The 24,096-nt window shown below is 56.2% G+C and carries 23 protein-coding genes and 1 riboswitch; of the genes, 13 read left to right on the top strand and 10 right to left on the bottom strand.

What is annotated here, in order from left to right; all coding sequences use genetic code 11:
* Positions 1-10: 10 nt before the first annotated feature.
* A complete protein-coding gene (locus tag IYV58_RS08590) occupies positions 11-760 on the bottom strand; it encodes an SDR family NAD(P)-dependent oxidoreductase (protein ID WP_004130709.1) in 750 nt (249 codons plus the stop codon).
* Positions 761-810: 50 nt separating this feature from the next.
* The gene (locus tag IYV58_RS08585) at positions 811-2,142 is read right to left on the bottom strand and encodes an MFS transporter (RefSeq protein ID WP_123828322.1); all 1,332 of its coding nucleotides are present in this window, start codon (positions 2,140-2,142) and stop codon (positions 811-813) included.
* Positions 2,143-2,481: 339 nt separating this feature from the next.
* On the opposite strand from IYV58_RS08585, the gene IYV58_RS08580 reads away from it, so the two are divergent.
* The 6 genes from IYV58_RS08580 to IYV58_RS08555 all read left to right on the top strand — a co-directional run bounded on the left by IYV58_RS08580 (position 2,482) and on the right by IYV58_RS08555 (position 9,207).
* Positions 2,482-3,405 carry a LysR substrate-binding domain-containing protein gene (locus IYV58_RS08580; protein ID WP_004130698.1) on the top strand — a complete coding sequence of 308 codons (924 nt, stop codon included), beginning with the start codon at positions 2,482-2,484 and terminating at the stop codon, positions 3,403-3,405.
* 71 nt (positions 3,406-3,476) lie between these two features.
* The gene (gene cecR, locus IYV58_RS08575) at positions 3,477-4,154 is read left to right on the top strand and encodes a transcriptional regulator CecR (protein WP_004130696.1); all 678 of its coding nucleotides are present in this window, start codon (positions 3,477-3,479) and stop codon (positions 4,152-4,154) included.
* Positions 4,151-5,143, top strand: coding sequence for a secretion protein HlyD (hlyD, locus tag IYV58_RS08570; RefSeq protein ID WP_004130694.1), 993 nt, complete (start codon positions 4,151-4,153; stop codon positions 5,141-5,143). Before cecR ends, hlyD begins: the two co-directional genes overlap by 4 nt.
* Entirely contained in the window at positions 5,140-6,879 is a 1,740-nt protein-coding gene (locus tag IYV58_RS08565; protein WP_049113347.1) for an ATP-binding cassette domain-containing protein, read from the top strand. Before hlyD ends, IYV58_RS08565 begins: the two co-directional genes overlap by 4 nt.
* Positions 6,869-8,002, top strand: a complete 1,134-nt coding sequence (locus IYV58_RS08560) for an ABC transporter permease (RefSeq protein WP_004130690.1) — start codon at positions 6,869-6,871, stop codon at positions 8,000-8,002. Before IYV58_RS08565 ends, IYV58_RS08560 begins: the two co-directional genes overlap by 11 nt.
* Positions 8,003-8,100: 98 nt before the next feature.
* Positions 8,101-9,207 (top strand): ABC transporter permease, encoded by a 1,107-nt coding sequence (locus IYV58_RS08555; protein ID WP_004130688.1) that lies wholly within the window; start codon positions 8,101-8,103, stop codon positions 9,205-9,207.
* Positions 9,208-9,266: 59 nt separating this feature from the next.
* Here the strand turns inward: IYV58_RS08555 and IYV58_RS08550 are convergent, their stop codons facing one another.
* Positions 9,267-9,704: a YbhQ family protein gene (locus IYV58_RS08550; protein ID WP_004130686.1), complete on the bottom strand. Its 438-nt coding sequence runs from the start codon at positions 9,702-9,704 to the stop codon at positions 9,267-9,269.
* 143 nt (positions 9,705-9,847) lie between these two features.
* Between IYV58_RS08550 and IYV58_RS08545 the strand changes: the two genes are divergently transcribed.
* The 3 genes from IYV58_RS08545 to IYV58_RS08535 are packed head-to-tail and all read left to right on the top strand — an operon-like array spanning position 9,848 to position 12,806.
* Positions 9,848-10,597 (top strand): endonuclease/exonuclease/phosphatase family protein, encoded by a 750-nt coding sequence (locus IYV58_RS08545; RefSeq protein ID WP_004130684.1) that lies wholly within the window; start codon positions 9,848-9,850, stop codon positions 10,595-10,597.
* The gene (gene clsB, locus IYV58_RS08540; protein ID WP_004135240.1) at positions 10,594-11,838 is read left to right on the top strand and encodes a cardiolipin synthase ClsB; all 1,245 of its coding nucleotides are present in this window, start codon (positions 10,594-10,596) and stop codon (positions 11,836-11,838) included. The genes IYV58_RS08545 and clsB overlap by 4 nt, the downstream gene beginning before the upstream one ends.
* Entirely contained in the window at positions 11,838-12,806 is a 969-nt protein-coding gene (locus IYV58_RS08535) for a lysylphosphatidylglycerol synthase transmembrane domain-containing protein (RefSeq protein WP_049113351.1), read from the top strand. The genes clsB and IYV58_RS08535 overlap by 1 nt, the downstream gene beginning before the upstream one ends.
* Before the next feature lie 99 nt (positions 12,807-12,905).
* Here IYV58_RS08535 and IYV58_RS08530 read toward each other — a convergent pair whose 3' ends face one another.
* From IYV58_RS08530 to moaA, 6 genes are all read right to left on the bottom strand, one after another.
* Positions 12,906-13,610: a Bax inhibitor-1/YccA family protein gene (locus IYV58_RS08530; protein WP_004130681.1), complete on the bottom strand. Its 705-nt coding sequence runs from the start codon at positions 13,608-13,610 to the stop codon at positions 12,906-12,908.
* Between the two features lie 44 nt (positions 13,611-13,654).
* On the bottom strand, positions 13,655-14,107 hold the full coding sequence (moaE, locus tag IYV58_RS08525; RefSeq protein ID WP_004130680.1) for a molybdopterin synthase catalytic subunit MoaE: 453 nt from the start codon (positions 14,105-14,107) through the stop codon (positions 13,655-13,657).
* Between the two features lies 1 nt (position 14,108).
* Positions 14,109-14,357: a molybdopterin synthase sulfur carrier subunit gene (moaD, locus tag IYV58_RS08520; protein ID WP_004130677.1), complete on the bottom strand. Its 249-nt coding sequence runs from the start codon at positions 14,355-14,357 to the stop codon at positions 14,109-14,111.
* Entirely contained in the window at positions 14,350-14,838 is a 489-nt protein-coding gene (gene moaC, locus IYV58_RS08515) for a cyclic pyranopterin monophosphate synthase MoaC (RefSeq protein WP_004130675.1), read from the bottom strand. Before moaC ends, moaD begins: the two co-directional genes overlap by 8 nt.
* Before the next feature lie 3 nt (positions 14,839-14,841).
* Entirely contained in the window at positions 14,842-15,354 is a 513-nt protein-coding gene (moaB, locus tag IYV58_RS08510; RefSeq protein ID WP_004130673.1) for a molybdenum cofactor biosynthesis protein B, read from the bottom strand.
* 21 nt (positions 15,355-15,375) lie between these two features.
* The gene (gene moaA / locus IYV58_RS08505) at positions 15,376-16,365 is read right to left on the bottom strand and encodes a GTP 3',8-cyclase MoaA (protein ID WP_049113353.1); all 990 of its coding nucleotides are present in this window, start codon (positions 16,363-16,365) and stop codon (positions 15,376-15,378) included.
* Positions 16,353-16,491, bottom strand: a riboswitch (molybdenum cofactor riboswitch). (Overlaps the previous gene by 13 nt.)
* A gap of 208 nt (positions 16,492-16,699) precedes the next feature.
* Between moaA and yvcK the strand changes: the two genes are divergently transcribed.
* The 4 genes from yvcK (at position 16,700) to pmrB (ending at position 21,130) form a co-directional block, all read left to right on the top strand.
* On the top strand, positions 16,700-17,605 hold the full coding sequence (yvcK, locus tag IYV58_RS08500) for a uridine diphosphate-N-acetylglucosamine-binding protein YvcK (protein WP_087830014.1): 906 nt from the start codon (positions 16,700-16,702) through the stop codon (positions 17,603-17,605).
* 111 nt (positions 17,606-17,716) lie between these two features.
* Positions 17,717-19,360 carry a phosphoethanolamine transferase EptA gene (eptA, locus tag IYV58_RS08495; RefSeq protein ID WP_004130666.1) on the top strand — a complete coding sequence of 548 codons (1,644 nt, stop codon included), beginning with the start codon at positions 17,717-17,719 and terminating at the stop codon, positions 19,358-19,360.
* Entirely contained in the window at positions 19,357-20,028 is a 672-nt protein-coding gene (pmrA, locus tag IYV58_RS08490) for a two-component system response regulator PmrA (protein WP_004130665.1), read from the top strand. Before eptA ends, pmrA begins: the two co-directional genes overlap by 4 nt.
* 4 nt (positions 20,029-20,032) lie before the next feature.
* Entirely contained in the window at positions 20,033-21,130 is a 1,098-nt protein-coding gene (pmrB, locus tag IYV58_RS08485) for a two-component system sensor histidine kinase PmrB (RefSeq protein WP_004130664.1), read from the top strand.
* 302 nt (positions 21,131-21,432) lie between these two features.
* Here the strand turns inward: pmrB and uvrB are convergent, their stop codons facing one another.
* Entirely contained in the window at positions 21,433-23,448 is a 2,016-nt protein-coding gene (gene uvrB, locus IYV58_RS08480; RefSeq protein ID WP_004130663.1) for an excinuclease ABC subunit UvrB, read from the bottom strand.
* Positions 23,449-24,096 lie beyond the last annotated feature (648 nt).

Genomic DNA, 24,096 nt, shown 5'->3' with positions numbered 1-24,096 from the left:
CTTGCCTCGCTTAGTGGATTAACATGCCGCCATTCACGTCCAGGGTGATACCGGTCGAGTAGGAAGAGAGATCGCTGCCGAGGAACAGGGCGGCGCGCGCGATATCCACCGCATCGCCAAGGCGGTTCATCGGGATCCCGGCAAGGATATTGGCCGTCATGTCGTCGGTCAGCTTACCGGCGGTGATATCGGTCTGAATCAGCCCCGGAGTAATGCAGTTAACGCGGACGTTATCCGGACCAAGCTCGCGCGCCATCGCCCGCGCCAGGCCGAGCACCCCGGCTTTCGCCGCGCTGTAGTGCGGGCCGCCGAAGATACCGCCGCCGCGCTGGGCGGAAACCGAAGAGATACAGACGATGCTGCCCGATTTTTGCGCCCGCATCGTCGGAATAACCGCCTGCGACATCAGCAGCGTGCCGCGCAGGCTGACATCCAGCACCGCGTCGTAGTTGGCGCGCTTAATATCCATCAGCTTCAGCGGCTGAGTAATCCCGGCATTATTCACCAGCACATCGACCCGGCCATATTTCGCGAGAATCTGTTCCATCGCCGCCTGAACCTGAACTTCATCGGCAACGTTCGCCGCCAGGCCAAGATGGCCTTCGCCTAAGGCCGCGGCTGCCGCTTTGCTGGCTTCGCCATTGAGGTCGATAATGACCACGCTGGCGCCGTTTTCAGCAAATAATTTGGCGGTGGCAAAACCCAAACCGCGTGCCGAGGCCGCGCCGGTAATAATGGCGACTTTATCTTTTAATAACATATTTTCACTCCATGACATGACGTCAGATTAATTAACAGGATATATTTCCGTTATTGTGGTTCATCGAGAAAGAGAATCACCACCAGACCTATTGCGGCGCAGATACCAAAATAGGTGAATACAGAATTAAAGCTGCCGGTTTTATCGAGTAAAAAGCCCGCAGCCATCGGGGCAACAAATCCGCCGAGGTTACCGCCGCTATTGATAATAGAAGAGGCGATCGGATAGGTTTTATTATCCGAAACGGCCATACCGTAGGCGGTAAAGGCCGGCCAGCCAATATTCAAACATAAACCGACGAAGAATAATCCGACACAGACCGCCCAGGTGCTCGCGGGAATATTTAGCATAATGAGCATCATGACCACGGTGGAAATCGCCGTAAACATCATTGTCGGTTTACGTCGCCGGCCTAATACCTTATCCGAAATCCATCCACCGCCAATCGCGCCTATAAAACCGCCAATGCACGGCATACTTGCCACGAAGCCCATGCTCATTACATCAAACCCGCGTTCTTTAACCAAATACAGCGGGATCCACGTTAATAATCCGTACAGCACACTAACCATCATAAAATAAGCCAGGCAGTCGCCAAGAATATTTTTCGAGGTAAATAATCCTTTCGCCGTATCAATAGGGGTAAGCTTTTTCACCCGAATAAATTTATCCAGCCAGATAAAGCAATCGGCAATTAATATATTTTGCCGTACGGTGTTTTTATCGCTTTCACGCCCGGCGTTAATCTCTTCCAGCTCGCTTTGCGAAACAAATCCGCTCTCTGCGGGTTTTGACTTAACCAACAGGTACCACGCCACCGCCGCCACAATCCCCGGTATCGCAAAGGAGAAAAAGACCCACCGCCAACCCCAGGTTACCGCGATCCATACCGCCAGCGGCGGTACGATTATCGGCGCAAACATGGTGGCGGCAATGTAGACGCCCGTTGCCGTGGCTTTCTCTTTCGGCGGGAACCAGTTATTAATGGTTGAAGCCAGGCCTACCGGACATGGCCCTTCGCTAAGCCCCAGTCCCAGCCGCACCATCTTCAGGCCAAACACCGAGCTCACGGTGCCCATCAGCCAGGTAAAAGCGGAAAAGCCGAAAATCGACAGCGCGACCAGTCCCCGGGTGCCGCGTTTGGCAATGAAAAAGCCGGCCGGGATCTGGCTGACCGCGTAGCCCAGGAAAAACATGCTGGCGATGGCACCGGCCTCAAAGTTGTTGATATGAAACTCATCAATAATGAACGGCAGTACCGCACCGATATTCGTTCTGTCGGCGTAATTTATGGCATACACCAGGAAAATCATCGTCAAAACCACAAAACGATATTTTGTTTTCCTGGCGTCAGTACAGACCACAGTATCTATACGTGACATAGGGTATCCTCTTTATTTTTATGCTTTTTGTCGCGAACCTTACCGCATCGCGCCTTGTTATCAGGCCTGTGCTTGCAATATAACAATCCCAAAAAGAAAGGGTATTCAAAAAACCTCAATTATGACTGAGAAAAATTTGCTTCGTGACTGCATTCAAATTCCTGTCAATTATTTTTTTTCGAGAGCTTCACATTTAAAACTGTTAAGTTCATCACGGATTACGCCATGTGTTATTTCCCGGCTATGCTATCCTGACCGTCATTTTATGGGATAACCGCTGGATGTACTGTTTTTTGAGTAAATAAATCACCCTAATTATTCCACTCACCGGAGGAAATCATGAACCAGCCGCTGCCAAATAAAAGCTTGCCGATGCCATCCTTACGCAATATTCAGGCATTTATTGAAGTGGCCGATACCGGCAGCCTGAACCTGGCAGCAGAGAATCTCAATATTACAGCTTCAGCAGTCAGTCATCAGATAGCCAGCCTGGAACAGTATCTGGGAAAGAAGATATTTTCCCGCAGCAGTAAAGGAATGGTCTTAACCACCATTGGTGAAAAATATCTTAAAGAAGTTTCCGGAGCCTTAAATATTATTGGTCAGGCCACTAACCAGGTGATTAATGATATTCACCAGGATTATTTACGGATTCATTCAGCGCCGAGCTTTGGCTTATTGTGGTTGATGCCCCGACTTAATAAGTTTCGCCAGGCATGGCCGGAGCTTAAAATTAGCCTGACCTGTTCTTATGAAAGCATTCAGTTCTCCCGCGATAATATTGATATTGATATTCGCCACGGTCTCTCACAGTGGCCGACCCTGGTGGTCAAGACCATAAAAAACGAACGCATGCTGCCCTTCACCTCATCGACTTATTTAGCCGGGCGCAACGTTCAGTCCATTGAAGATTTGTTGGCGTGCGATCTTATTCATTCCGATAGCACGCTGATCGGCTGGAGCAACTGGCTGTCGTGGCATAAGGTTCGCGGCTGGAATAAAAATTTTATTTTTAATTTTGACCGCTCCTATATGAGTATCGAGGCCGCGCGCATGGGGATGGGGGTTATTCTTGAGAGTAATTTGCTGGCCGGGCAGAGCGTTCGTCAACGTCACCTGGAACCCGTCTTTAGCCGCGACGTCAGTATGCCGGTTAATGCCCATCACTTCGTTTTACCGCACCCGAATGAGCAAAAAGAGAAAGTGAAGATCTTCTTTAACTGGGTTGCCGAAGAGCTAAGCCACGAAGGATTTCATATCTAGCAGCAAACGGTGGACAAACCGCAAACCTGGGCCTAGAGTTAATCAATCGATTGATTAACTTTTCCAGCGCGATGACAACAACTCCTATTACCAGCAAGGGCGAGCAGGCGAAAAGCCAGCTTATCGCCGCCGCAATCGCCCAGTTCGGCGAATACGGCCTGCATGCCACGACCCGCGATATCGCCGCCCAGGCCGGGCAAAATATCGCCGCCATCACCTACTATTTTGGTTCCAAAGACGATCTCTACCTCGCCTGCGCCCAGTGGATCGCTGATTTTATCGAACACAATTTCCGCCCCCACGCGCAGGCGGCGGAAGCGCTGTTCACTGAGCCTGTGCCCGATAAAGCCGCGATGCGCAGCCTGATACTTGGCGCCTGCCAGAATATGATCCTGCTGCTGACCCAGGACGACACCGTCAATTTGAGCAAATTCATCTCCCGCGAGCAGCTGTCGCCGACGCCGGCCTACCGGCTCATCCACGATCAGGTGATTGCTCCACTACACTGCTACCTGACACGTTTAATCGCCGCCTATACCGGCCTGAACGCCGACAGCACGCAAATGGTGCTTCACACCCACGCGCTGTTGGGCGAAGTTCTCGCTTTTCGCCTTGGACGGGAAACGGTACTACGCCGCGCGGGCTGGGCCGAGTTCGATCGGGACAAAACCGCGCAAATTATTGAGGTTATCACCTGCCATATTGATTTCGTTCTGGAAGGATTATCGCAAAGGAGTCTGGAGTCATGAAAAAACCGCTCATCGTCGTTGTGCTGCTTCTCCTGCTGGCTGCTGTCATTGGCGGAGGCTGGTGGTGGTACCAGAGCAGCCAGCAGAAAGCGCTCACGCTATATGGCAACGTGGATATTCGTACCGTCAACCTCAGCTTCCGCGTGGGCGGGCGGCTGGCGTCGCTCAGCGTCGACGAGGGCGATGCGATTAAAGCCGGACAGACCCTGGGCGAGCTGGACCGCGCGCCGTACGAGAACGCGCTCCAACAGGCGCAGGCCAACGTGTCCACCGCCCAGGCGCAGTACGACCTGATGATGGCGGGGTATCGTTCGGAAGAGATTGCCCAGGCCGCCGCCGCGGTCAACCAGGCGCAGGCGGCTTACGACTACGCGCAGAACTTTTACCAACGCCAGCTGGGGCTGCGCAAAAGCAGCGCCATCTCCGCTAACGACCTGGAAAATGCCCGCTCCTCGCGCGATCAGGCCCAGGCGACGCTGAAGTCCGCGCAGGATAAGCTGCGCCAGTATCGCGCGGGGAATCGTCCGCAGGAAATCGCCCAGGCCAAAGCCAGCCTTGAGCAGGCGCAGGCCGCGCTGGCGCAGGCGAAGCTGGATCTGCACGATACCACGTTGATCTCGCCGTCCGACGGAACGCTGATGACCCGCGCCGTCGAACCGGGAAGCATGCTCAGCGCCGGCGGCACGGTGATGACGCTCTCGTTAACCCATCCGGTGTGGGTACGCGCCTATATCGATGAAAAAAATCTTGGCCAGGCCCAGCCGGGTCGCGAAGTGCTGCTTTTCACCGATAGTCGCCCGGATAAACCCTACCGCGGCAAAATCGGCTTCGTCTCCCCTACCGCTGAATTCACGCCAAAAACCGTGGAGACGCCGGACCTGCGCACCGATCTGGTTTATCGCCTGCGTATTGTGGTCACCGATGCCGACGACGCGCTGCGCCAGGGGATGCCGGTCACCGTCACCTTCAGTCACGGAAACGGCCAATGAGCGAGGACGTCATTACGCTGAGCGGCCTGACCCGGCGCTTTGCCGGCATGGACCGCCCGGCCGTCGCGCCGCTGGACTGCACTATTCATTCCGGCTATGTGACCGGTCTGGTGGGCCCGGATGGCGCCGGAAAAACCACCCTGATGCGCATGCTCGCCGGGCTGCTGAAAGCTGACGCAGGCAGCGCAACGGTGATCGGCTACGACCCGATTGCCGACGATAGCGCCCTGCACGCAGTGCTCGGCTATATGCCGCAGAAATTCGGCCTGTACGAAGATCTGACGGTAATGGAAAACCTGACGCTCTACGCCGATCTGCGCAGCGTGACCGGCGAGGCGCGGGAAAAAACCTTCGCCAGGCTGCTGGAATTTACCTCCCTCGGCCCCTTTACCGGCCGGCTGGCGGGCAAGCTTTCCGGCGGCATGAAGCAGAAACTTGGTCTGGCCTGCACCCTGGTCGGCGAACCGAAAGTCCTGCTGCTTGATGAACCCGGCGTCGGCGTCGACCCCATCTCTCGCCGCGAACTGTGGCAGATGGTGCACGAACTGGCAGGCGACGGAATGCTGATCCTCTGGAGCACCTCTTATCTTGATGAGGCCGAGCAGTGCCGGGACGTGCTGTTGATGAACGAGGGCCAGTTGCTCTATCAGGGCGCGCCAAAAGAGCTGACGCAGACCATGGCCGGACGCAGCTTTTTGATTTCCAGCGGCGAGGAGAATAATCGCCGTCTGCTCCAGCGGACGCTGAAACTGCCGCAGGTCAGCGATGGCGTAATTCAGGGTAAATCGGTACGCCTGATCCTTAAAAAAGAGGCCAACATCAGTGAAGTCCAGAACGCTAACGGTATGCCGCCGCTCGAGGTGGCCGAAACCGCACCGCGCTTTGAGGACGCCTTTATCGACCTGCTGGGCGGCGCCGGGACCGCCGAATCGCCGCTGGGCAACATCATCCACACCGTGGAAGGCTCCCATGAGGACACGGTGATTGAAGCGCAGACCCTGACCAAGAAATTCGGCGATTTTGCCGCCACCGACCACGTTGATTTTCAGGTCAAGCGCGGGGAGATTTTCGGCCTCCTTGGGCCTAACGGCGCGGGCAAGTCCACCACCTTTAAGATGATGTGCGGCCTGCTGGTCCCCACCTCCGGTAAAGCGCTGGTGCTGGGCATGGACCTGAAAGTCAGCTCCGGCAAGGCGCGTCAGCATCTGGGCTATATGGCGCAGAAGTTCTCGCTCTACGGCAACCTTTCCGTTGAGCAGAACCTGCGTTTCTTCTCCGGGGTGTACGGCCTGCGCGGGCGGGCGCAGAACGATAAAATCGCCAGCATGAGCGAGGCATTTGGCCTGAAAAGCATCGCCCGGCAGGCCGCTGACGACCTGCCGCTCGGCTATAAGCAGCGCCTGGCGCTGGCCTGCTCGCTGATGCACGAGCCGGATATCCTGTTTCTTGATGAACCCACTTCCGGGGTTGATCCCCTCACCCGCCGCGAATTCTGGCTGCATATCAACAGCATGGTGGATAAAGGCGTGACGGTGATGGTCACCACCCACTTTATGGATGAAGCGGAGTATTGCGATCGTATCGGCCTTGTCTATCACGGCAAGCTGATCGCCAGCGGCACGCCGGACGATCTGAAGGCGCTGGCGGCGGATGATAAACAGCCCGACCCGACGATGGAGCAGGCGTTTATCACCCTCATTCACGACTGGGATAAGGAGAACGCCGGTGAGCGCTAAACTGCTATCGTGGCGGCGCGTGCGCGCCCTGTGCGTGAAAGAGACGCGGCAGATTGTCCGCGACCCCAGCAGCTGGCTGATTGCGGTGGTCATCCCCCTGCTGCTGCTGTTTATCTTTGGCTACGGGATTAACCTCGACTCCAGCAAGCTGCGGGTGGGCGTGCTGCTGGAACAGCAGAGCGAAGAGGCGCTGGATTTTGTCCATACCATGACCGGCTCCCCCTATATCGACGCCACCATCAGCGATAACCGCCAGGAACTGGTGCAGATGATGCAGGCGGGACGCATTCGCGCGCTGGTAACCATTCCGGTGGATTTCGACCGCAAGATGGCCCGCCCCGGCGACGATGCGCCGATCCAGCTCATCACTGACGGCAGCGAACCGAATACCGCTAACTTCGCCCAGGGCTACGTCGAAGGCATCTGGCAAATCTGGCAGCAGCAGCGGGCGGAAGATCGCGGCGAAACCTTCGAGCCGCTAATCGACGTGCAGACGCGCTACTGGTTTAACCCGGCCGCGATCAGCCAGCATTTTATTATCCCCGGCGCGATCACCATCATTATGACGGTGGTCGGCGCGATCCTGACCTCGCTGGTGGTGGCCCGCGAGTGGGAGCGCGGCACCATGGAGGCGCTGTTGTCGACCGAGATTACCCGCGCCGAGCTGCTGCTGTGCAAGCTGATCCCCTACTATTTCCTCGGCATGCTGGCGATGCTGCTGTGTATGCTGGTGGCGGTGTTTATTCTCGGCGTGCCCTTTCGCGGTTCGCTGGTGATTCTGTTTTTTATCACCAGCCTGTTTTTGCTGAGCACCCTGGGAATGGGGCTGCTGATTTCCACCATTACCCGCAACCAGTTTAACGCCGCGCAGGTGGCGCTGAACGCCGCGTTCCTGCCGTCAATTATGCTGTCCGGGTTTATTTTTCAGATCGACAGCATGCCGGCGATAATCCGCGCGGTGACCTACGTGATCCCGGCGCGCTATTTTGTCAGCACCCTGCAAAGCCTGTTTCTGGCGGGCAATATCCCGGTGGTGCTGCTGGTGAATGTGATGTTTTTAATCGCCTCGGCGGTAATGTTTATTGGCCTGACGTGGCTGAAAACCAAACGGCGTCTGGATTAGCGAACGCCTGACCCGGGCTACAAAGGCTGACAAACGGGTAGCCCGGATAAGCGCAGCGCAGTCCGGGGATACGAAGCAGCATAAAGAGAGAATATAAGATGTTTCATCGCTTATGGACGTTAATCCGCAAAGAGCTGCAGTCGCTGTTGCGCGAGCCGCAGACGCGGGCGATTTTGATTATGCCGGTGCTGATCCAGGTGCTGCTGTTCCCCTTTGCCGCCACGCTGGAGGTGACGAACGCCACCATTGCCATCTATAACGAAGACAACGGCAAGCACGCCGTGGAACTGACCCAGCGCTTCGCCCGCGCCAAAGCCTTCACCCACGTTCTGCTACTGAAAAGCCCGCAGGAAATAAGACCAACTATCGATGAACAAAAAGCGCTATTGGTCGTGCGTTTCCCGGCAGATTTTTCGCGCAACCTCGACACCAACCAGACCGCCCCGCTCCAGCTTTTGCTGGACGGGCGCAACTCTAACAGCGCGCAAATTGCTGCGAACTATCTCCAGCAGATCGTCAAAAACTATCAGCAGGACCTGCTGGAAGGTAAAACTAAACCGAACAATAGCGAGCTGGTGGTGCGCAACTGGTATAACCCGAATCTCGATTACAAATGGTTCGTGGTGCCGTCGCTGATCGCCATGATCACCACCATCGGCGTTATGATCGTCACCTCGCTCTCCGTTGCCCGCGAGCGCGAACAGGGCACGCTCGACCAACTGCTGGTCTCGCCGCTGGCAACCTGGCAAATCTTTATCGGTAAAGCGGTCCCGGCGCTGATCGTCGCTACCCTGCAGGCAACCATCGTGCTGGGGATTGGCATCTGGGCCTATCAAATTCCGTTTGCCGGCTCATTGCTGCTGTTTTACTTCACGATGATCGTTTACGGCCTGTCGCTGGTAGGATTCGGCCTGTTGATTTCGTCGCTGTGCTCCACGCAGCAGCAGGCGTTTATCGGCGTATTCGTCTTTATGATGCCGGCGATCTTGCTCTCCGGCTACGTTTCGCCGGTGGAGAATATGCCGGTATGGCTGCAGAACCTGACGTGGGTAAACCCGATACGTCATTTCACCGATATCACCAAGCAGATCTATCTGAAGGATGCGAGTCTGGAAATCGTGTGGGGGAGTTTGTGGCCGCTACTGGTCATAGCGGCCACCACCGGCTCAGCGGCGTATGCGATGTTCCGAAGAAAGATCGCGTAATACTCGTCATCGTTCGAACCACAACTGCGTTGGCTCGCCTTGCTCCCCCAGTCACATAGTTATCTATGCTTCTGGGGATTCGCTGCGTTGCCGCCTTGTTGTAGCCCGAACGATTTAGCGTATCTGTTTTTATCTTTCGCGAGCAGTGAAACCACCGCCGGACCTGCCAGTATTGCCAGCCCGGCGAGGGCCAGCAGCAGGTTATTGTGCAGTACACGCGACAGCAGCCACAGCACGATCACCGCGGTACCGAAGTACCAGGTAGTGGTGAGTTCCTCAAGGAAATCACCGACGTCGCGCCAGCGCTCATCGTGATGGCGCTGCAAAAACAGCATCGACACTAACGTGACGCCGTACAGTACGCACAAACCTAATCCGACGCGCACCAGCGCGCCGCTCATCCAACCCATCACCAGTACTGCCACGACCAGTAGATGCAACATAATCTGCCAGCAACTAAGACCCGTTGCGACGCGTACACGTTGTTGCCACTTCATGGCTTCTCTCCTGAAGGATTTTTCTCTGCTACTCAGAGTACCGCACTTTACGGAAAATTCCGTATCACCGCATCTTTTTGTGACCTCTACTACACTATTTCCTACAGGAAAGTGACATTGCCCAGAGAAATAAGGACGAACAAATGCCGCGATTTTCGTTAAACGTGCTGACAATTAACACCCATAAAGGCTTTACTGCGTTCAATCGCCGCTTTATTTTGCCCGAATTACGCGAAGCGGTGCGCAGCGTCAGCGCCGACATTGTTTGCCTGCAGGAGGTGATGGGGGCGCACGAAATTCATCCGCTGCATATCGAAAACTGGCCGGATACCACCCACTATGAGTTTCTCGCCGATACCATGTGGAGCGATTACGCATACGGCCGCAACGCCGTTTATCCGGAAGGACATCACGGCAATGCGGTACTTTCCCGCTTTCCCATTGAACATTATCAAAATCTCGATGTTTCGGTGGGCAACAGCGAAAAGCGCGGGCTGCTTTACTGCCGCATTGTGCCGCCGGAAAGCGGGATCGCTATCCATGTGATCTGCGCGCATCTGGGGCTGCGTTCTCATCAGCGCCAGGCCCAGCTGACGATGCTGGCGGAGTGGGTGAACGGTTTACCCGCGGGCGAACCGGTAGTGGTGGCCGGTGATTTTAACGACTGGCGGCAGCAGGCTAACCGCCAGCTTAAAACCCAGGCCGGGCTGGAGGAGATTTTTACCCGCGCCAGAGGGCGTCCGGCGCGAACTTTCCCGGTCAGCTTCCCTCTGCTGCGCCTCGACCGCATCTACGTAAAAAACGCCTATGCCAGCCAGCCAAAGGCGCTGGCGTTAAAACAGTGGCGTCATTTGTCCGATCATGCACCGCTTAGCGTGGAGATACATCTGTGAAATGCAGCTGGCAGGAAGGAAACCGCATTCGGCTATTAGAAAATGGCGATAACTATTATCCGGCGCTGTTTGCCGCCATTGGTCGCGCGCAGCAGCGGGTGATCCTGGAATCCTTTATTTGGTTTGAAGATGACGTCGGCAAACAGCTCCATGCCGTTCTGTTAAAAGCGGCCCAGCGCGGCGTCCGCGTCGAGGTGTTACTGGACGGCTACGGCTCGCCGGATCTGAGCGAAAGCTTTGTGGGCGAGCTGACGTCGGCTGGCGTGATTTTTCGCTACTACGACCCGCGCCCGCGACTGCTCGGCATGCGCACTAATTTATTCCGCCGCATGCATCGTAAAATCGTGGTGATCGACGACGTAACCGCCTTCGTTGGCGGAATTAACTACTCCGCCGAGCATATGACCGATTACGGTCCGGAGGCCAAACAGGATTATGCCGTGCAGGTCGAAGGACCGGTGGTGCTCGATATCCTGCAATTTGAACTGGAAAACCTGCCCACCAATGAGGCGACCCGCCGCTGGTGGCAGCGGCGTCGGCATAAGCCTGAAATCAACCGCAACCCCGGCGAGGCCCAGGCGCTGTTTATCTGGCGGGATAATCAGGATCATCGTGACGATATTGAACGTCACTATCTGAAGATGCTGACCACCGCCCGCCGGGAAGTGATTATCGCCAACGCCTACTTTTTCCCCGGCTATCGCCTGCTGCACGCCATGCGCAACGCTGCCCGACGCGGCGTGCGCGTCAAGCTTATCGTGCAGGGCGAACCGGATATTCCCATTGTCAAATTCGGCGCGCGCCTGCTCTATCACTATCTGGTTAAAGGCGGCGTGCAGATTTTCGAATACCGCCGCCGTCCGCTGCACGGCAAAGTGGCGCTGGCGGACGACCACTGGGCCACCGTCGGCTCCAGCAACCTCGACCCGCTCAGCCTGTCGCTGAATCTGGAAGCTAATCTGGTGATTCACGACCGCGAGTTTAACCAGACGCTGCGCGATAATCTCAATGGCTTAATCCTTAACGACTGCCGCGAGGTCGATAAGCGCATTTTGTCGAAACGCACCTGGTGGCGGCTCGGTATTAGCGTGCTGGCGTTCCACTTCCTGCGCCACTTCCCTGCCTGGGTCGGATGGCTACCGGCCCATACGCCGCTGCTGTCGCGGGTTCAGCCCCCGGTACAGCCGGAGATTGAAACTCAGGATCGCGTAGACCCGGAAAATCAGGAGGTGAAATCCTGATGGCGAAATCTCACCCTCGCTGGCGGATGGCGAAAAAAATCCTGACGGTGCTCTTTTTTATCGCCGTCGTCGTTCTGCTGGTGGTCTACGCCCAGAAAATTGACTGGCAGGACGTGTGGAAAGTGATTCGCGATTACAACCGTATGGCGCTGCTCAGCGCCATCGGGTTAGTTATCGCCAGCTACCTGATCTATGGCTGCTACGATCTGCTTGGGCGCGCTTACTGCGGCCACAAGCTGGCTAAACGCCAGGTAATGCTGGTGTCATTTATTTGCTACGCCTTTAACCTGACGCTCAGTACCTGGGTGGGTGGGATTGGTATGCGCTATCGGCTGTACTCGCGCCTCGGCCTGAGCGGGGCGACCATTACCCGAATTTTTTCGCTGAGCATTACCACCAACTGGCTGGGCTATATTCTGCTCGGCGGCATTATTTTTAGCTCCGGTATGGTGAAGGTTCCCGATCGCTGGTATATCAGCCAGTCGTCGCTGCAAATTCTGGGCGTCGTTTTACTGCTGATTTCCGCGTTTTACCTGTGGGCCTGCGCCTTTGCTAAAAAGCGCCATCTGACGATAAAAGGTCAGCGGCTGGTTCTGCCGTCCTGGCGCTTCGCGATATTGCAGATGGCGGTTTCCAGCCTGAACTGGATGGCGATGGGGGCGATTATCTGGCTGCTGTTGGGGCCGCAGGTGGACTATTTCCTCGTGCTCGGCGTACTGCTGGTCAGCAGCATTGCGGGGGTTATCGTGCATATTCCGGCAGGCATTGGCGTACTAGAGGCGGTGTTTATCGCCATGCTTTCCGGGGAAGAGATTTCGCGCGGCGCGATTATCGCCGCCCTGCTCGCCTACCGCGCGCTGTACTACTTCCTGCCGCTGCTGCTGGCGACCATCGGCTACCTGATTCTGGAGAGTCGGGCGAAACATCTGCGGGAGAAAAACCAGCGCAAGCTGGCGGGAGAAAAGTAAAAAAAGCCCCGGTCGCGAATGCTGACCGGGGCTGCAGGTTCACCACCGTCTGAGATCCAGTAGCCCGGACAGATGCGCAGCATCGCCTTCGGGAACGAGTTAACGACGATTGCCGAAAATGCGCAGCAGCATCAGGAACAGGTTGATAAAGTCCAGATACAGCGTCAGCGCCCCAAGAATCGAGTATTTACGCAGCGTTGATGCATCGCGAACGTCAATCTGCTCGCCGATGTTTTTCAGCTTCTGGGTGTCATAGGCGGTCAGACCGACGAATACGATAACCCCGATGTAGGTCACCGCCCACATCAGCGCTTCGCTCTTCAGCCAGAAGTTAACCAGTGACGCCAGCAGGATACCGATCAGCGCCATAAACAGCATGTTGCCGAAGCCGCTCAGGTCGCGTTTAGTGGTATAGCCGTAAAGGCTCATCACGCCAAACATCCCGCCGGCCACCACGAAGGTACTGGCAATCGACGAGTAGGTATAAACGATGAAAATACTGGAAAGCGTTAGCCCGGTGAGCGCCGAATAGAGCATAAACAGGGTGGTCGCCATTCCCGCGCTCAGCCGCTGCACCATGCCGGAGAGCACGAATACCAGCCCCAGCTGAGCGATGATCAGGCCGAAAAAGGTTATTTTACTGGAAAAAACAAACATCATCACCGCAGGGGTGTTGGCCGCAAACCACGCGATAAACGCCGTGAGCAGTAGCCCGACCGTCATCCAGCCGTACACCTGCGCCATAAAAGTTTGAAGTCCGCTGCGACCCTGTACGATCGCCCCGGAACGAGGATATCTATCCATGACTGTCTCCTGATTAACGAAATTTATCTTCTAAGCGTACCACACTACCAGCGTTCTGCCGCTTCACGGTCGCTATCTCGCGCATCAACCCAGCGCTCGCCTTCCGGCGTCGCCTCGCGCTTCCAGAACGGCGCGCGGGTTTTCAGGTAATCCATAATAAACTCCCCCGCCGCAAACGCGCTGCCGCGATGGGCGCTGGTGACGCCAACAAAAACAATCTCTTCTCCGGGCCACATCTCGCCGATACGGTGAATCACCGTGACCCGCCCCAGCGGCCAGCGCTCGCGCGCCAGCTCAACGATTTCCGCTAGCGATTTTTCAGTCATCCCCGGATAGTGCTCAAGGGTCAGCGCTTTCACGCTGTCGCCAAGGTTGTGGTTGCGAACCTTACCGGTAAAGGTCACCACCGCGCCGTCTTCATCGCGCTCGGCCAGCCAGGGGTATTCGTCGCCGACCTTAAAGCGGTCATGGCTGACGATAATACGCGTCTGCGTCATCTTATCCTCCGGTAACCGGCGGGAAAAACGCCACTTCATCACCGGCCGCCAGCGGATGATCGAAGGTGGTCAGCGTCTGATTTACCGCCGCCAGCAGTTTGCCCTCTTCCAGCGCCAGCGCCCAGCGGTCGCCGCGGGCGATCAGTTGCTGGCGAACGGCTTCAACCGTGGAAAGCCCGTGCGGATCGAGCGTCAGGGAATCGGTGCCGAGCAGTTCACGCACCTGAGCAAAAAAAAGAACCTTAATCATGGCTATCTTCCACTTTAAAATCGCCGGACTTGCCGCCGCTTTTCGCCAGCAGGCGCACCGGGCCAATCACCATATCTTTCTGTACCGCTTTGCACATATCGTAAATCGTCAGCGCGGCGACAGAGGCGGCGGTCAACGCTTCCATCTCAACGCCGGTTTTCCCGGTCAGGCGGCACAGGGATTCAATGCGCACCCGGTTATACTCGGGCTGCGCCTGCAGATTGACCTCAACTTTGCTCAGCATCAGCGGATGGCACAGCGGAATAAGCTCCCAGGTGCGCTTTGCCGCCTGGATCCCGGCGATGCGCGCGGTGGCGAAGACATCGCCTTTGTGATGGCTGCCGTCGATGATCATCGCCAGCGTCGTAGCCTGCATCTCAACATAGGCCTCGGCGCGCGCTTCGCGAACCGTCTCCGCTTTCGCCGAAACATCGACCATGTGCGCTTCGCCGGCGGCGTTAATATGGGTCAGCTGTGACATAAATTACTTCTTAAGGTGAGAGATAAAGTTGCACGGACGCGTACGCGCATCGAGCTGCGGCGCAATAATATTGTCCCACGCGGTACGACAGGCTTTGGTTGAGCCAGGCATCGCAAAAATCAGCGTACGGTTGGCGATCCCGGCAACAGCGCGGGACTGCAGGGTCGAGGTACCGATCTCTTCGAATGAGAGCATGCGGAACACCTCGCCGAAGCCTTCGACTTCGCGGTCAAACAGCGGCAGCAGCGCTTCCGGCGCCTGGTCGCCGTCGGTAAAGCCGGTGCCGCCGGTAATCAGCACCACCTGCGCCTCATCGCCGGCAATCCACGCCGATACCTGGGCGCGAATAGCGTAGCGGTTCTCTTTCACAATCGCCTTATCGACGATGACATGGCCTGCCTCCTCTGCCGCATCGCGCAGCCAGTGGCCGGAGGTGTCGTCCTCTTCGCCGCGTCGGCTGGAGACGGTGAGAATAGCAATACGGGTCGGGATAAACTCAGCGCTGGCCTGGCTCATCTGATCGCTCCTTAAAATGAATTATCCGCCGATATACGACAGGTTCTGCGTAATACCGGTGTTGCCCTGATGCAGGAAATGAGTTTGCTTTTTGTGCGTTAACGCCTCGGATATGCGCGCCTCCAGCGCCGGCTGCTGCTGCTCATCGGCGAGAAGATCGCGCAGGTCGACGCCGCCTTCGCCGAACAGGCACAGGTGCAATTTACCCACGGAAGAGACGCGCAGGCGGTTGCAGGTGGCGCAGAAATCTTTTTCATAAGGCATGATCAGGCCGATTTCCCCGGCATAGTCCGGATGGCAAAACACCTGCGCCGGGCCGTCGCTACGCTGGCGGATCTGATGGATCCAGCCGCGGCGCAGCAGCTCATCGCGCAGCACCATGCCCGAGATATGATGGCGGCGGAACAGATCGCTGCTTTCGCCGGTTTCCATCAATTCAATAAAACGCAGCTGAATGCGGCGCGGCTGGATCCACGCCAGAAAGGTGTCGAGCTGGTGATGGTTAACGTCGCGCATCAGCACGGTATTAACCTTCACTTTTTCGAAGCCAGCGGCAAAGGCGGCATCAATGCCGTCCATCACCTGACGAAACTTGTCCTGCCCGGTGATGGCGTGAAACTGACGCGCATCGAGGCTGTCCACGCTGACGTTAATCGCCGTCAGCCCGGCATCGCGCCAGCTTTCAACATCCCGCGCCAGCCGGTAGCCGTTGGTGGTGACCGCAATCTGGCGAATGGAGGGATTTTCCCGCACGGCGGCGATGATGTCGGTAAAATCGCGACGCAGCGAAGGCTCACCGCCGGTCAGGCGTACCTTTTCCGTCCCCAGGGCGGAGAATGCGCGAGTGACGTGACGAACCTCATCGACGCTGAGGAAGCCATTATTGGTGACGGCGCCGGGCTTATAGCCATGGGGCAGGCAGTAGGTGCAACGAAAGTTGCAGACGTCGGTAATTGATAAGCGCAGATAGTAAAACTTCCGCGCATATGCATCGGTAAGCTGTGAAGCCATAGACACCTTTCCAAATACGGGAGACGCGGTCATTTCTTTCCGCGCCCTGGTGGCAACCGAAGTTGTCACGGCCAAAGCACCATATCTTTTGACACAGGCACAGAGGCTAGAGTGTTAACGGGTTATGCCGATAGTAGCGCTTTAATAACGGTTTCGCCATTTCCGATTTCGTTATATATTCAATTACATATCGCTACGATCGCGCATTTTCGCTACAGAATAGCTAAAAACCACGCTTTTGCATTGATGTCGGTCAGTTTGTCAGGTCCCGCCCATCGTCTTTTAGGGGTAGATCGGTTACTGTGAGCCCGATTAATTGTTATAAAGGATTTTTATGCGCAATCGTACTTTCGCCGATCTTGATCGCGTTGTGGCTCTCGGCGGCGGGCACGGCCTGGGCCGGGTGATGTCATCCCTCTCTTCGCTCGGTTCACGCCTTACCGGCATCGTCACCACCACCGATAACGGCGGCTCTACGGGACGCATTCGTCGCGCGGAAGGCGGCATCGCCTGGGGCGATATGCGCAACTGTATTAATCAACTTATCGCCGAACCTAGCGTAGCGTCAGCGATGTTTGAGTACCGTTTTAGCGGCAACGGCGAACTTTCCGGGCATAACCTCGGTAATTTGATGCTTAAGGCGCTGGATCACTTGAGCGTCCGGCCGCTTGAAGCGATCAATTTGATCAGAAATCTCCTTAAGGTTGACGCGTTTCTGATCCCGATGTCGGAACAACCGGTCGATCTGATGGCTATTGACCACGAAGGGCATGAAGTCTACGGCGAAGTGAATATCGATCAGCTTGCCAGCGTGCCGCGCGAGCTTATGCTCTCGCCGCCGGTCCCCACCACTCGCGAAGCGATAGAAGCCATCGCCGAAGCCGACTTAATCCTGATTGGCCCCGGCAGCTTCTATACCAGCCTGATGCCGATTCTGCTCCTCGATGAGATGGCGCAGGCGCTACGCCGCACGCCCGCGCCGATGGTATTTATCGATAACCTGGGCAAAGAGCACAGCCCGGCAGCCAGCCTGACGCTGGCGGACAGAGTGGCCATTATGGAAAAGCAGATCGGTAAACGGGTGATTGACGCGCTAGTTGTCGGCCCGAAGGCCGATGTCGCAGGGATTGAAAATCGGGTCGTCATTCAGACGCCCCTGGACGCCAGCGATGTGCCCTACCGCCACGATCGGCAGCTATTACGCCGCGCGCTGGATAAAGCGATTCAGGCATTAGGCTAATCCTCAAAACAGGCTTATTGTCGGGACAAAATCAGGCTGGCTTAAAATCTTAAGGTTGTCTTAAAAAAAAACGGGCAGCATAGCGAACATCTCTTTATGTGGACGTTCGCTATGTCGTTATTTTCTTTACGCCGGCCAATGCTTAACCGTACGGTCTATTTGATTCTTTTCGCCAGCTATATCGGTCTGGTGCTGAATATCGCTTTCTATCGCCAGGCGTTTACCCTGCTGCCGGTCAACGGTCTGCACAACTGGCTGGTGTTCCTCAGTATGCCGATTGTGGCCATCAGCGTGATGAATATCATCACCACGATAGCGTCGTTCCTGAAGCTTGACCGCCTCGTCATCAGCCTGTTTATTTTGCTGAGCGCCTCGGCCCAGTATTTTATCTGGACCTTCGGGGTGATTATCGATCGGGCGATGATCACCAATATTCTTGATACTACGCCCGCCGAAAGCTTTGCGCTTCTCTCAGGCAGAATGGTCCTGATACTGGGTCTCACCGGCGTGCTGGCGGTGGTCGCGGCCTGGTGGGTTAAAATCCGCAAACCGGCCACCCTGTGGCGCAGCGTGGCGGTAAGGCTGGCGAGCATCGTGGTTTCAGCGCTGCTGATTATTCTGGTCGCGGCATTTTTTTATAAGGATTACGCCTCGCTGTTTCGCAATAACAAAGAGCTGGTGAAGTCCCTGAGCCCGTCAAACAGCATTGTGGCGGTGAATTCATGGTATGCGCATAACAGAATGGACAATCTTCCGCTGGTCAAAATTGGCGAAGACGCGGTTCAGAAACCGGAGATGCGCAGCGGACCGCGGAAAAACCTGACCATCGTGGTATTAGGCGAAACCTCAAGGGCGGCCAACTTTTCCCTGAACGGCTACACCCGCGAGACCAACCCGCGCCTGAAACAGGATAATGTTATCTATTTCCCCGACACCACTTCCTGCGGCACCGCAACCGCGGTTTCCGTGCCGTGCATGTTCTCTAATATGCCGCGCGCCCACTATGATGAAGAGCTGGCGCACCACCAGGAAGGCGTGCTGGATATCCTGCAGCGGGCGGGAATTCAGGTGCAGTGGAATGATAACGACGGCGGCTGTAAAGGGGCCTGTGATCGGGTGCCGCACCAGAACGTCACCGATCTCAAGCTGAGCGGCCAGTGCATCGACGGCGAGTGCTACGATGAGGTGCTGTTCCATAACCTGGATAGCTATATCGACAATCTTCAGCAGGACGGGATTATTGTTCTGCACACCATCGGCAGCCACGGTCCGACCTACTACAATCGCTATCCGGCGCAGTTTAAACAGTTTACGCCGACCTGCGATACCAACGAAATTCAGAGCTGTACCCAGCAGCAGCTCACCAATACCTACGACAATACGATTTTGTATGTCGATTATGTGGTCGACAAAGCGATAAAATTACTCCAGTCAAAGCAGGATAAATTTACCACCAGCCTGGTGTATCTGTCGGATCACGGCGAGTCGCTTGGCGAGGATGGGGTATATTTGCACGGGCTGCCGTGGTCCATCGCGCCGGAGACGCAAAAACACGTCCCGATGCTGCTGTGGCTGTCCGCGGATTATCAACAGCGCTATGGCGTGTCCAGCCAGTGTTTGCAGCAAAAAGCGAAAACGCAAGCGTATTCGCAGGATAATCTCTTCTCCACCCTGCTCGGTCTGCTCGGGGTCAGCACCCGCGAGTACCAGGCAACAGACGATATCTTAACGCCATGTAGAGAGGCAGGCCGATGAAAATTTTAGTCATTGAAGACGATGCGCTCCTGTTACAGGGATTAATCCTGGCGATGCAAAGCGAGGGTTACGTCTGCGACGGCGTGTCAACCGCCCACGAAGCAGCGCTCTCTCTGGCCAGCAATCACTATAGCCTGGTGGTCCTCGACCTCGGCCTGCCGGATGAGGACGGCCTGCACTTCCTGGCGCGCATGCGACGGGAGAAGTTCAGCCAGCCGGTGCTGATCCTCACCGCCCGCGATACCGTGGATGACCGCATCAGCGGCCTGGATACCGGCGCGGATGACTACCTGGTTAAACCGTTTGCGCTGGAAGAGCTTAACGCGCGCATTCGTGCCCTGCTGCGTCGTCACAACAATCAGGGCGATAACGAACTGACCGTCGGCAATTTACGCCTGAACGTCACCCGGCGACTGGTCTGGATCGGCGAACAGTCTCTGGATTTAACCCCCAAAGAGTACGCCCTGCTTTCTCGTCTGATGATGAAGGCGGGCAGCCCGGTGCATCGCGAAATTCTCTATAACGATATTTACAGCTGGGACAACGAACCGGCCACCAACACGCTGGAGGTGCATATCCATAATCTGCGCGATAAAGTCGGCAAATCACGCATCCGCACCGTTCGGGGCTTTGGCTATATGCTGGTTGATAACGCGGAGACCGAATAACGCTATGGCTTTTTTTGTCAGTGAAAACTGGACTATGCGTCATCGGCTGCTGCTGACAATTGGCGTTATTCTGGCCGTTTGTCAGCTCATCAGCGTGTTCTGGCTGTGGCATGAAAGCCAGGAACAGATACAGCTGTTGGTCGCCAGCGCCATCGAAGGGCATAACAATCAGAAGCATATTGAGCACGAGGTTCGCGAAGCGGTAGCCAGCCTGCTGATCCCGAGCCTGCTGATTATTGGCCTGGCGCTGTATATTTCCCTGCTGGCGGTTAAAAAAATCACCAGGCCGCTTTCCAGACTGCAGCTTGAGCTGGAAAGCCGCACCCCGGACAATCTGCAGCCTATCACGCTGAAGGAATCGGTTCCTGAAGTCACCGCGGTGACCACCGCGATTAATCAGCTGGTGTCCCGCCTGAATTTAACCCTCGATCGCGAGCGTCTGTTTACCGCCGACGTCGCCCATGAGCTACGCACGCCGCTGGCCGGGCTGCGTCTGCACCTGGAGCTGCTGGCGAAAGTGCACAACGTTAGCGTGGACCCGCTGATACAGCGTCTCGATCAAATGACCAACAGCATTTCTCAACTGCTTCAGCTGGCGCGCGTCGGCCAGTCATTCTCCGCCGGTAGCTATCAGCAGGTTGCGCTAAAAGAGGATGTTTTCGAGCCGCTGCAGGACGAGCTCGAAACGATGCTGCAGCAGCGCCAGCAAAAGCTGGTGTTCAGCGAAAAAGAGGGTGAAGCGGTGGTTTCGGGCGACGCCACGCTGGTGCAGGTAATCCTGCGAAATCTGGTGGAAAACGCCCATCGCTATAGCCCGACGGGGTCGACGATTAAAGTGTCGATAGCGCCCGGCCCAACGCCAATTCTGGCGATCGAAGACGAAGGCCCGGGAATCGATGAGGCGAAAAGCGGTGAATTAAGCAAAGCGTTCGTTCGCATGGACAGCCGCTACGGCGGTATTGGTCTTGGGTTAAGCATCGTCACCCGCATCGCCCAGCTGCACGACGCGCAGTTCTTTTTACATAACCGTCAGCCCGGCCCCGGCGTTCGCGCCTGGGTACTCTTCCCTAAAGCTTCGCGTCAGAACGTCAGCACCCACTGATGGAAAAAGGCAACGACAATAACAAACGCGCAGGTGACTGCCAGGTATTCGCGGAAGGTTAATTTTTGCATGGCGCTATCCTCAGTAAAGTGAGGATAGTTTCGCCAAACAAGATTAAGCCAACATTAAGCATCAGGGAAAATCGCGACAGAGGGGCAATAAATAACCAAAGCATTCCGGCCACCTCGTTTTGTCGCAGGGCCCGCTTTTCTGTCGGGTGGCGGCTAGCGCCTTACCCGACATGCGAACAACACATCCCGTCCATCACCCCGAAGACCTGTAAGGCCCGGGCGATTACTCCGCTACGAAGCGGCGATAAACAGCTCGCGCAACTGGTGAAGCTGGTCGCGAATTTGCGCCGCCTCTTCGAACTCCAGGTTCTGCGCGTGCTGCATCATCTGCCCTTCCAGCTCGTGAATCTTCTGCTGAAGCGCCTTCGGCGTGAGGGCGACCGTATCCGCCTCAACCGGTGAGCGGGACTTGCCGCGCCCCTTGGTTTTGGTTTTCGCGATATTCTGTCCAAGCGCCAGAATGTCGACCACTTTCTTGTTGAGCCCCTGCGGAACAATGCCGTGCTCTTCATTGTACGCCTGCTGCTTCTCACGGCGGCGCTCGGTTTCACCGATCGCTTTCGCCATCGACGGGGTGATTTTATCGCCGTAGAGAATCGCTTTGCCGTTGATATTTCGCGCCGCGCGGCCAATGGTCTGAATCAGCGAGCGTTCAGAGCGCAGGAAGCCTTCTTTATCAGCATCAAGGATCGCCACCAGCGAGACTTCCGGCATATCCAAACCTTCACGCAGCAGGTTGATGCCCACCAGAACGTCAAACTCGCCGAGGCGCAGGTCGCGGATAATCTCCATGCGCTCCACGGTGTCGATGTCCGAGTGCAGGTAGCGAACCCGCTCGCCGTGCTCTTCCAGATATTCGGTTAAATCTTCCGCCATCCGTTTGGTCAACGTCGTGACCAGCACGCGCTCGTTGATCGCGGTGCGGATGCGAATTTCCGAGAGTAGATCGTCGACCTGGGTGCCCACCGGACGCACTTCGATAACCGGATCCAGCAGCCCCGTAGGACGGACGACCTGATCCACCACCTCATCGCCGGATTTATCCAGCTCATAGGCCCCCGGCGTCGCCGACACGTAGATAGTTTGCGGCGCCAGGGCCTCAAACTCTTCAAACTTCATCGGCCGGTTATCGAGCGCCGACGGCAGACGGAAACCGTACTCCACCAGCGTCTCTTTACGCGCCCGGTCCCCGCGGTACATGCCGCCGATTTGCGGGATCGTAACGTGGGATTCATCAATCACCAGCAGACCATCGGCCGGCAGGTAGTCAAACAGCGTCGGCGGCGGCTCGCCCGGGCCGCGGCCCGACAGGTAGCGCGAGTAGTTTTCAATCCCCGAACAGTAGCCCAGCTCGTTCATCATTTCGAGGTCGAACTGCGTACGCTGGCTCAGGCGCTGCTCTTCCAGCAGCTTGTTGTTCTCCAGCAGCACCTTACGCCGCTCCGCCAGCTCCACTTTAATCTCTTCCATCGCCTGGACGATACGCTCGCGCGGGGTGACGTAGTGGGTCTTCGGGTAGACGGTGAAACGCGGGATCGTCGACTCGATATGACCGGTCAGCGGATCGAATAGCGACAGGCGCTCAACTTCCTCATCGAACAGCTCAACGCGCAGCGCGACGTCGTCAGATTCCGCCGGGAAGATATCAATCACTTCGCCGCGCACGCGGAAGGTACCGCGCTGGAAGGCCTGATCGTTGCGGGTATACTGCAGCTCGGCCAGGCGGCGCAAGATAGCGCGCTGGTCAATGATCATGCCCACCGTCAGGTGCAGCATCATCTTCAGATAGAGGTCCGGGTCGCCCAGGCCGTAAATAGCGGAGACCGACGCCACCACCACCACGTCGCGACGCTCCAGCAGGGCTTTGGTCGCCGACAGACGCATCTGTTCAATGTGTTCGTTCACCGACGCATCTTTCTCGATGAAGGTGTCCGAGCTTGGCACATAGGCTTCCGGCTGGTAGTAGTCATAGTACGAGACGAAATACTCCACCGCGTTCTCCGGGAAGAACTCTTTCATCTCGCCGTAAAGCTGCGCCGCCAGGGTTTTGTTCGGCGCCAGCACCATCGTCGGGCGCTGCAGGTCAGCAATAACGTTGGCGATGGTAAACGTTTTACCTGAGCCGGTTACCCCGAGCAGCGTTTGATGCGCCAGGCCATCTTCCAGCCCCTCTTCCAGGCGACGAATGGCTTCCGGCTGGTCGCCGGAGGGACGGAAAGCAGAATGCAGCTTGAACGGTTTACTCATCAATCAGAACCTGAAGAAGGGTTGAACGGCAGGTGTTTAATTCTACTCGTCAGCTCAGCTTTTGCCAATAAAAAACACTGGATATAAAGCCAGTACCCTATTATCGTATCCGGGCTAATTGGCGCTTTTTACCGCCAACATGGGCAAATAAAAAGCGCTTTACGGGATAATCCGCCACTCTGTAGGGTTATCCCCAAAAAGTATTGTCATTTAACATTTGTCAAGCGAGGGGATGAATGTTTTATGGCAGCCGGTGACACTTTTCTTACAGGCATTGCTTTTATCTAATCAATTGATATTTAATAGAATTTAATAAAAGACGGGTTTCGCGCCAATTCGCCCGCAGGCCGCGTACTCTCTAGCTTACCGCAAGTTTTCTAACTCTAATGCACAAGGTTATCCACAGGAATAGTGGATAACTGTCTGCAGCCCATGACCCGTGCCACCCGCACAAAACCGATCGCCTCGGCAAAACCCGCCGCGAAAAAAATTAATTGAATTTTTTTTGCTGTTTATCGACGAAGAGTAGCGAGATTTTTGCACCACGTTTCAGCGCGCGGGCACCGGGAAAGTGCAAGGCCGATCCGCTTTCGCCCGGCAGCACCTGTATAGACCAGCAAATACCGAGAGTTCTTTTTCCTGGCAAGA

It is taken from the genome of Klebsiella sp. BDA134-6, assembly GCF_015601345.1.
GTDB classification, from domain to species: domain Bacteria; phylum Pseudomonadota; class Gammaproteobacteria; order Enterobacterales; family Enterobacteriaceae; genus Klebsiella; species Klebsiella grimontii.
This window is presented reverse-complemented; position numbering and strand designations above follow the sequence as displayed.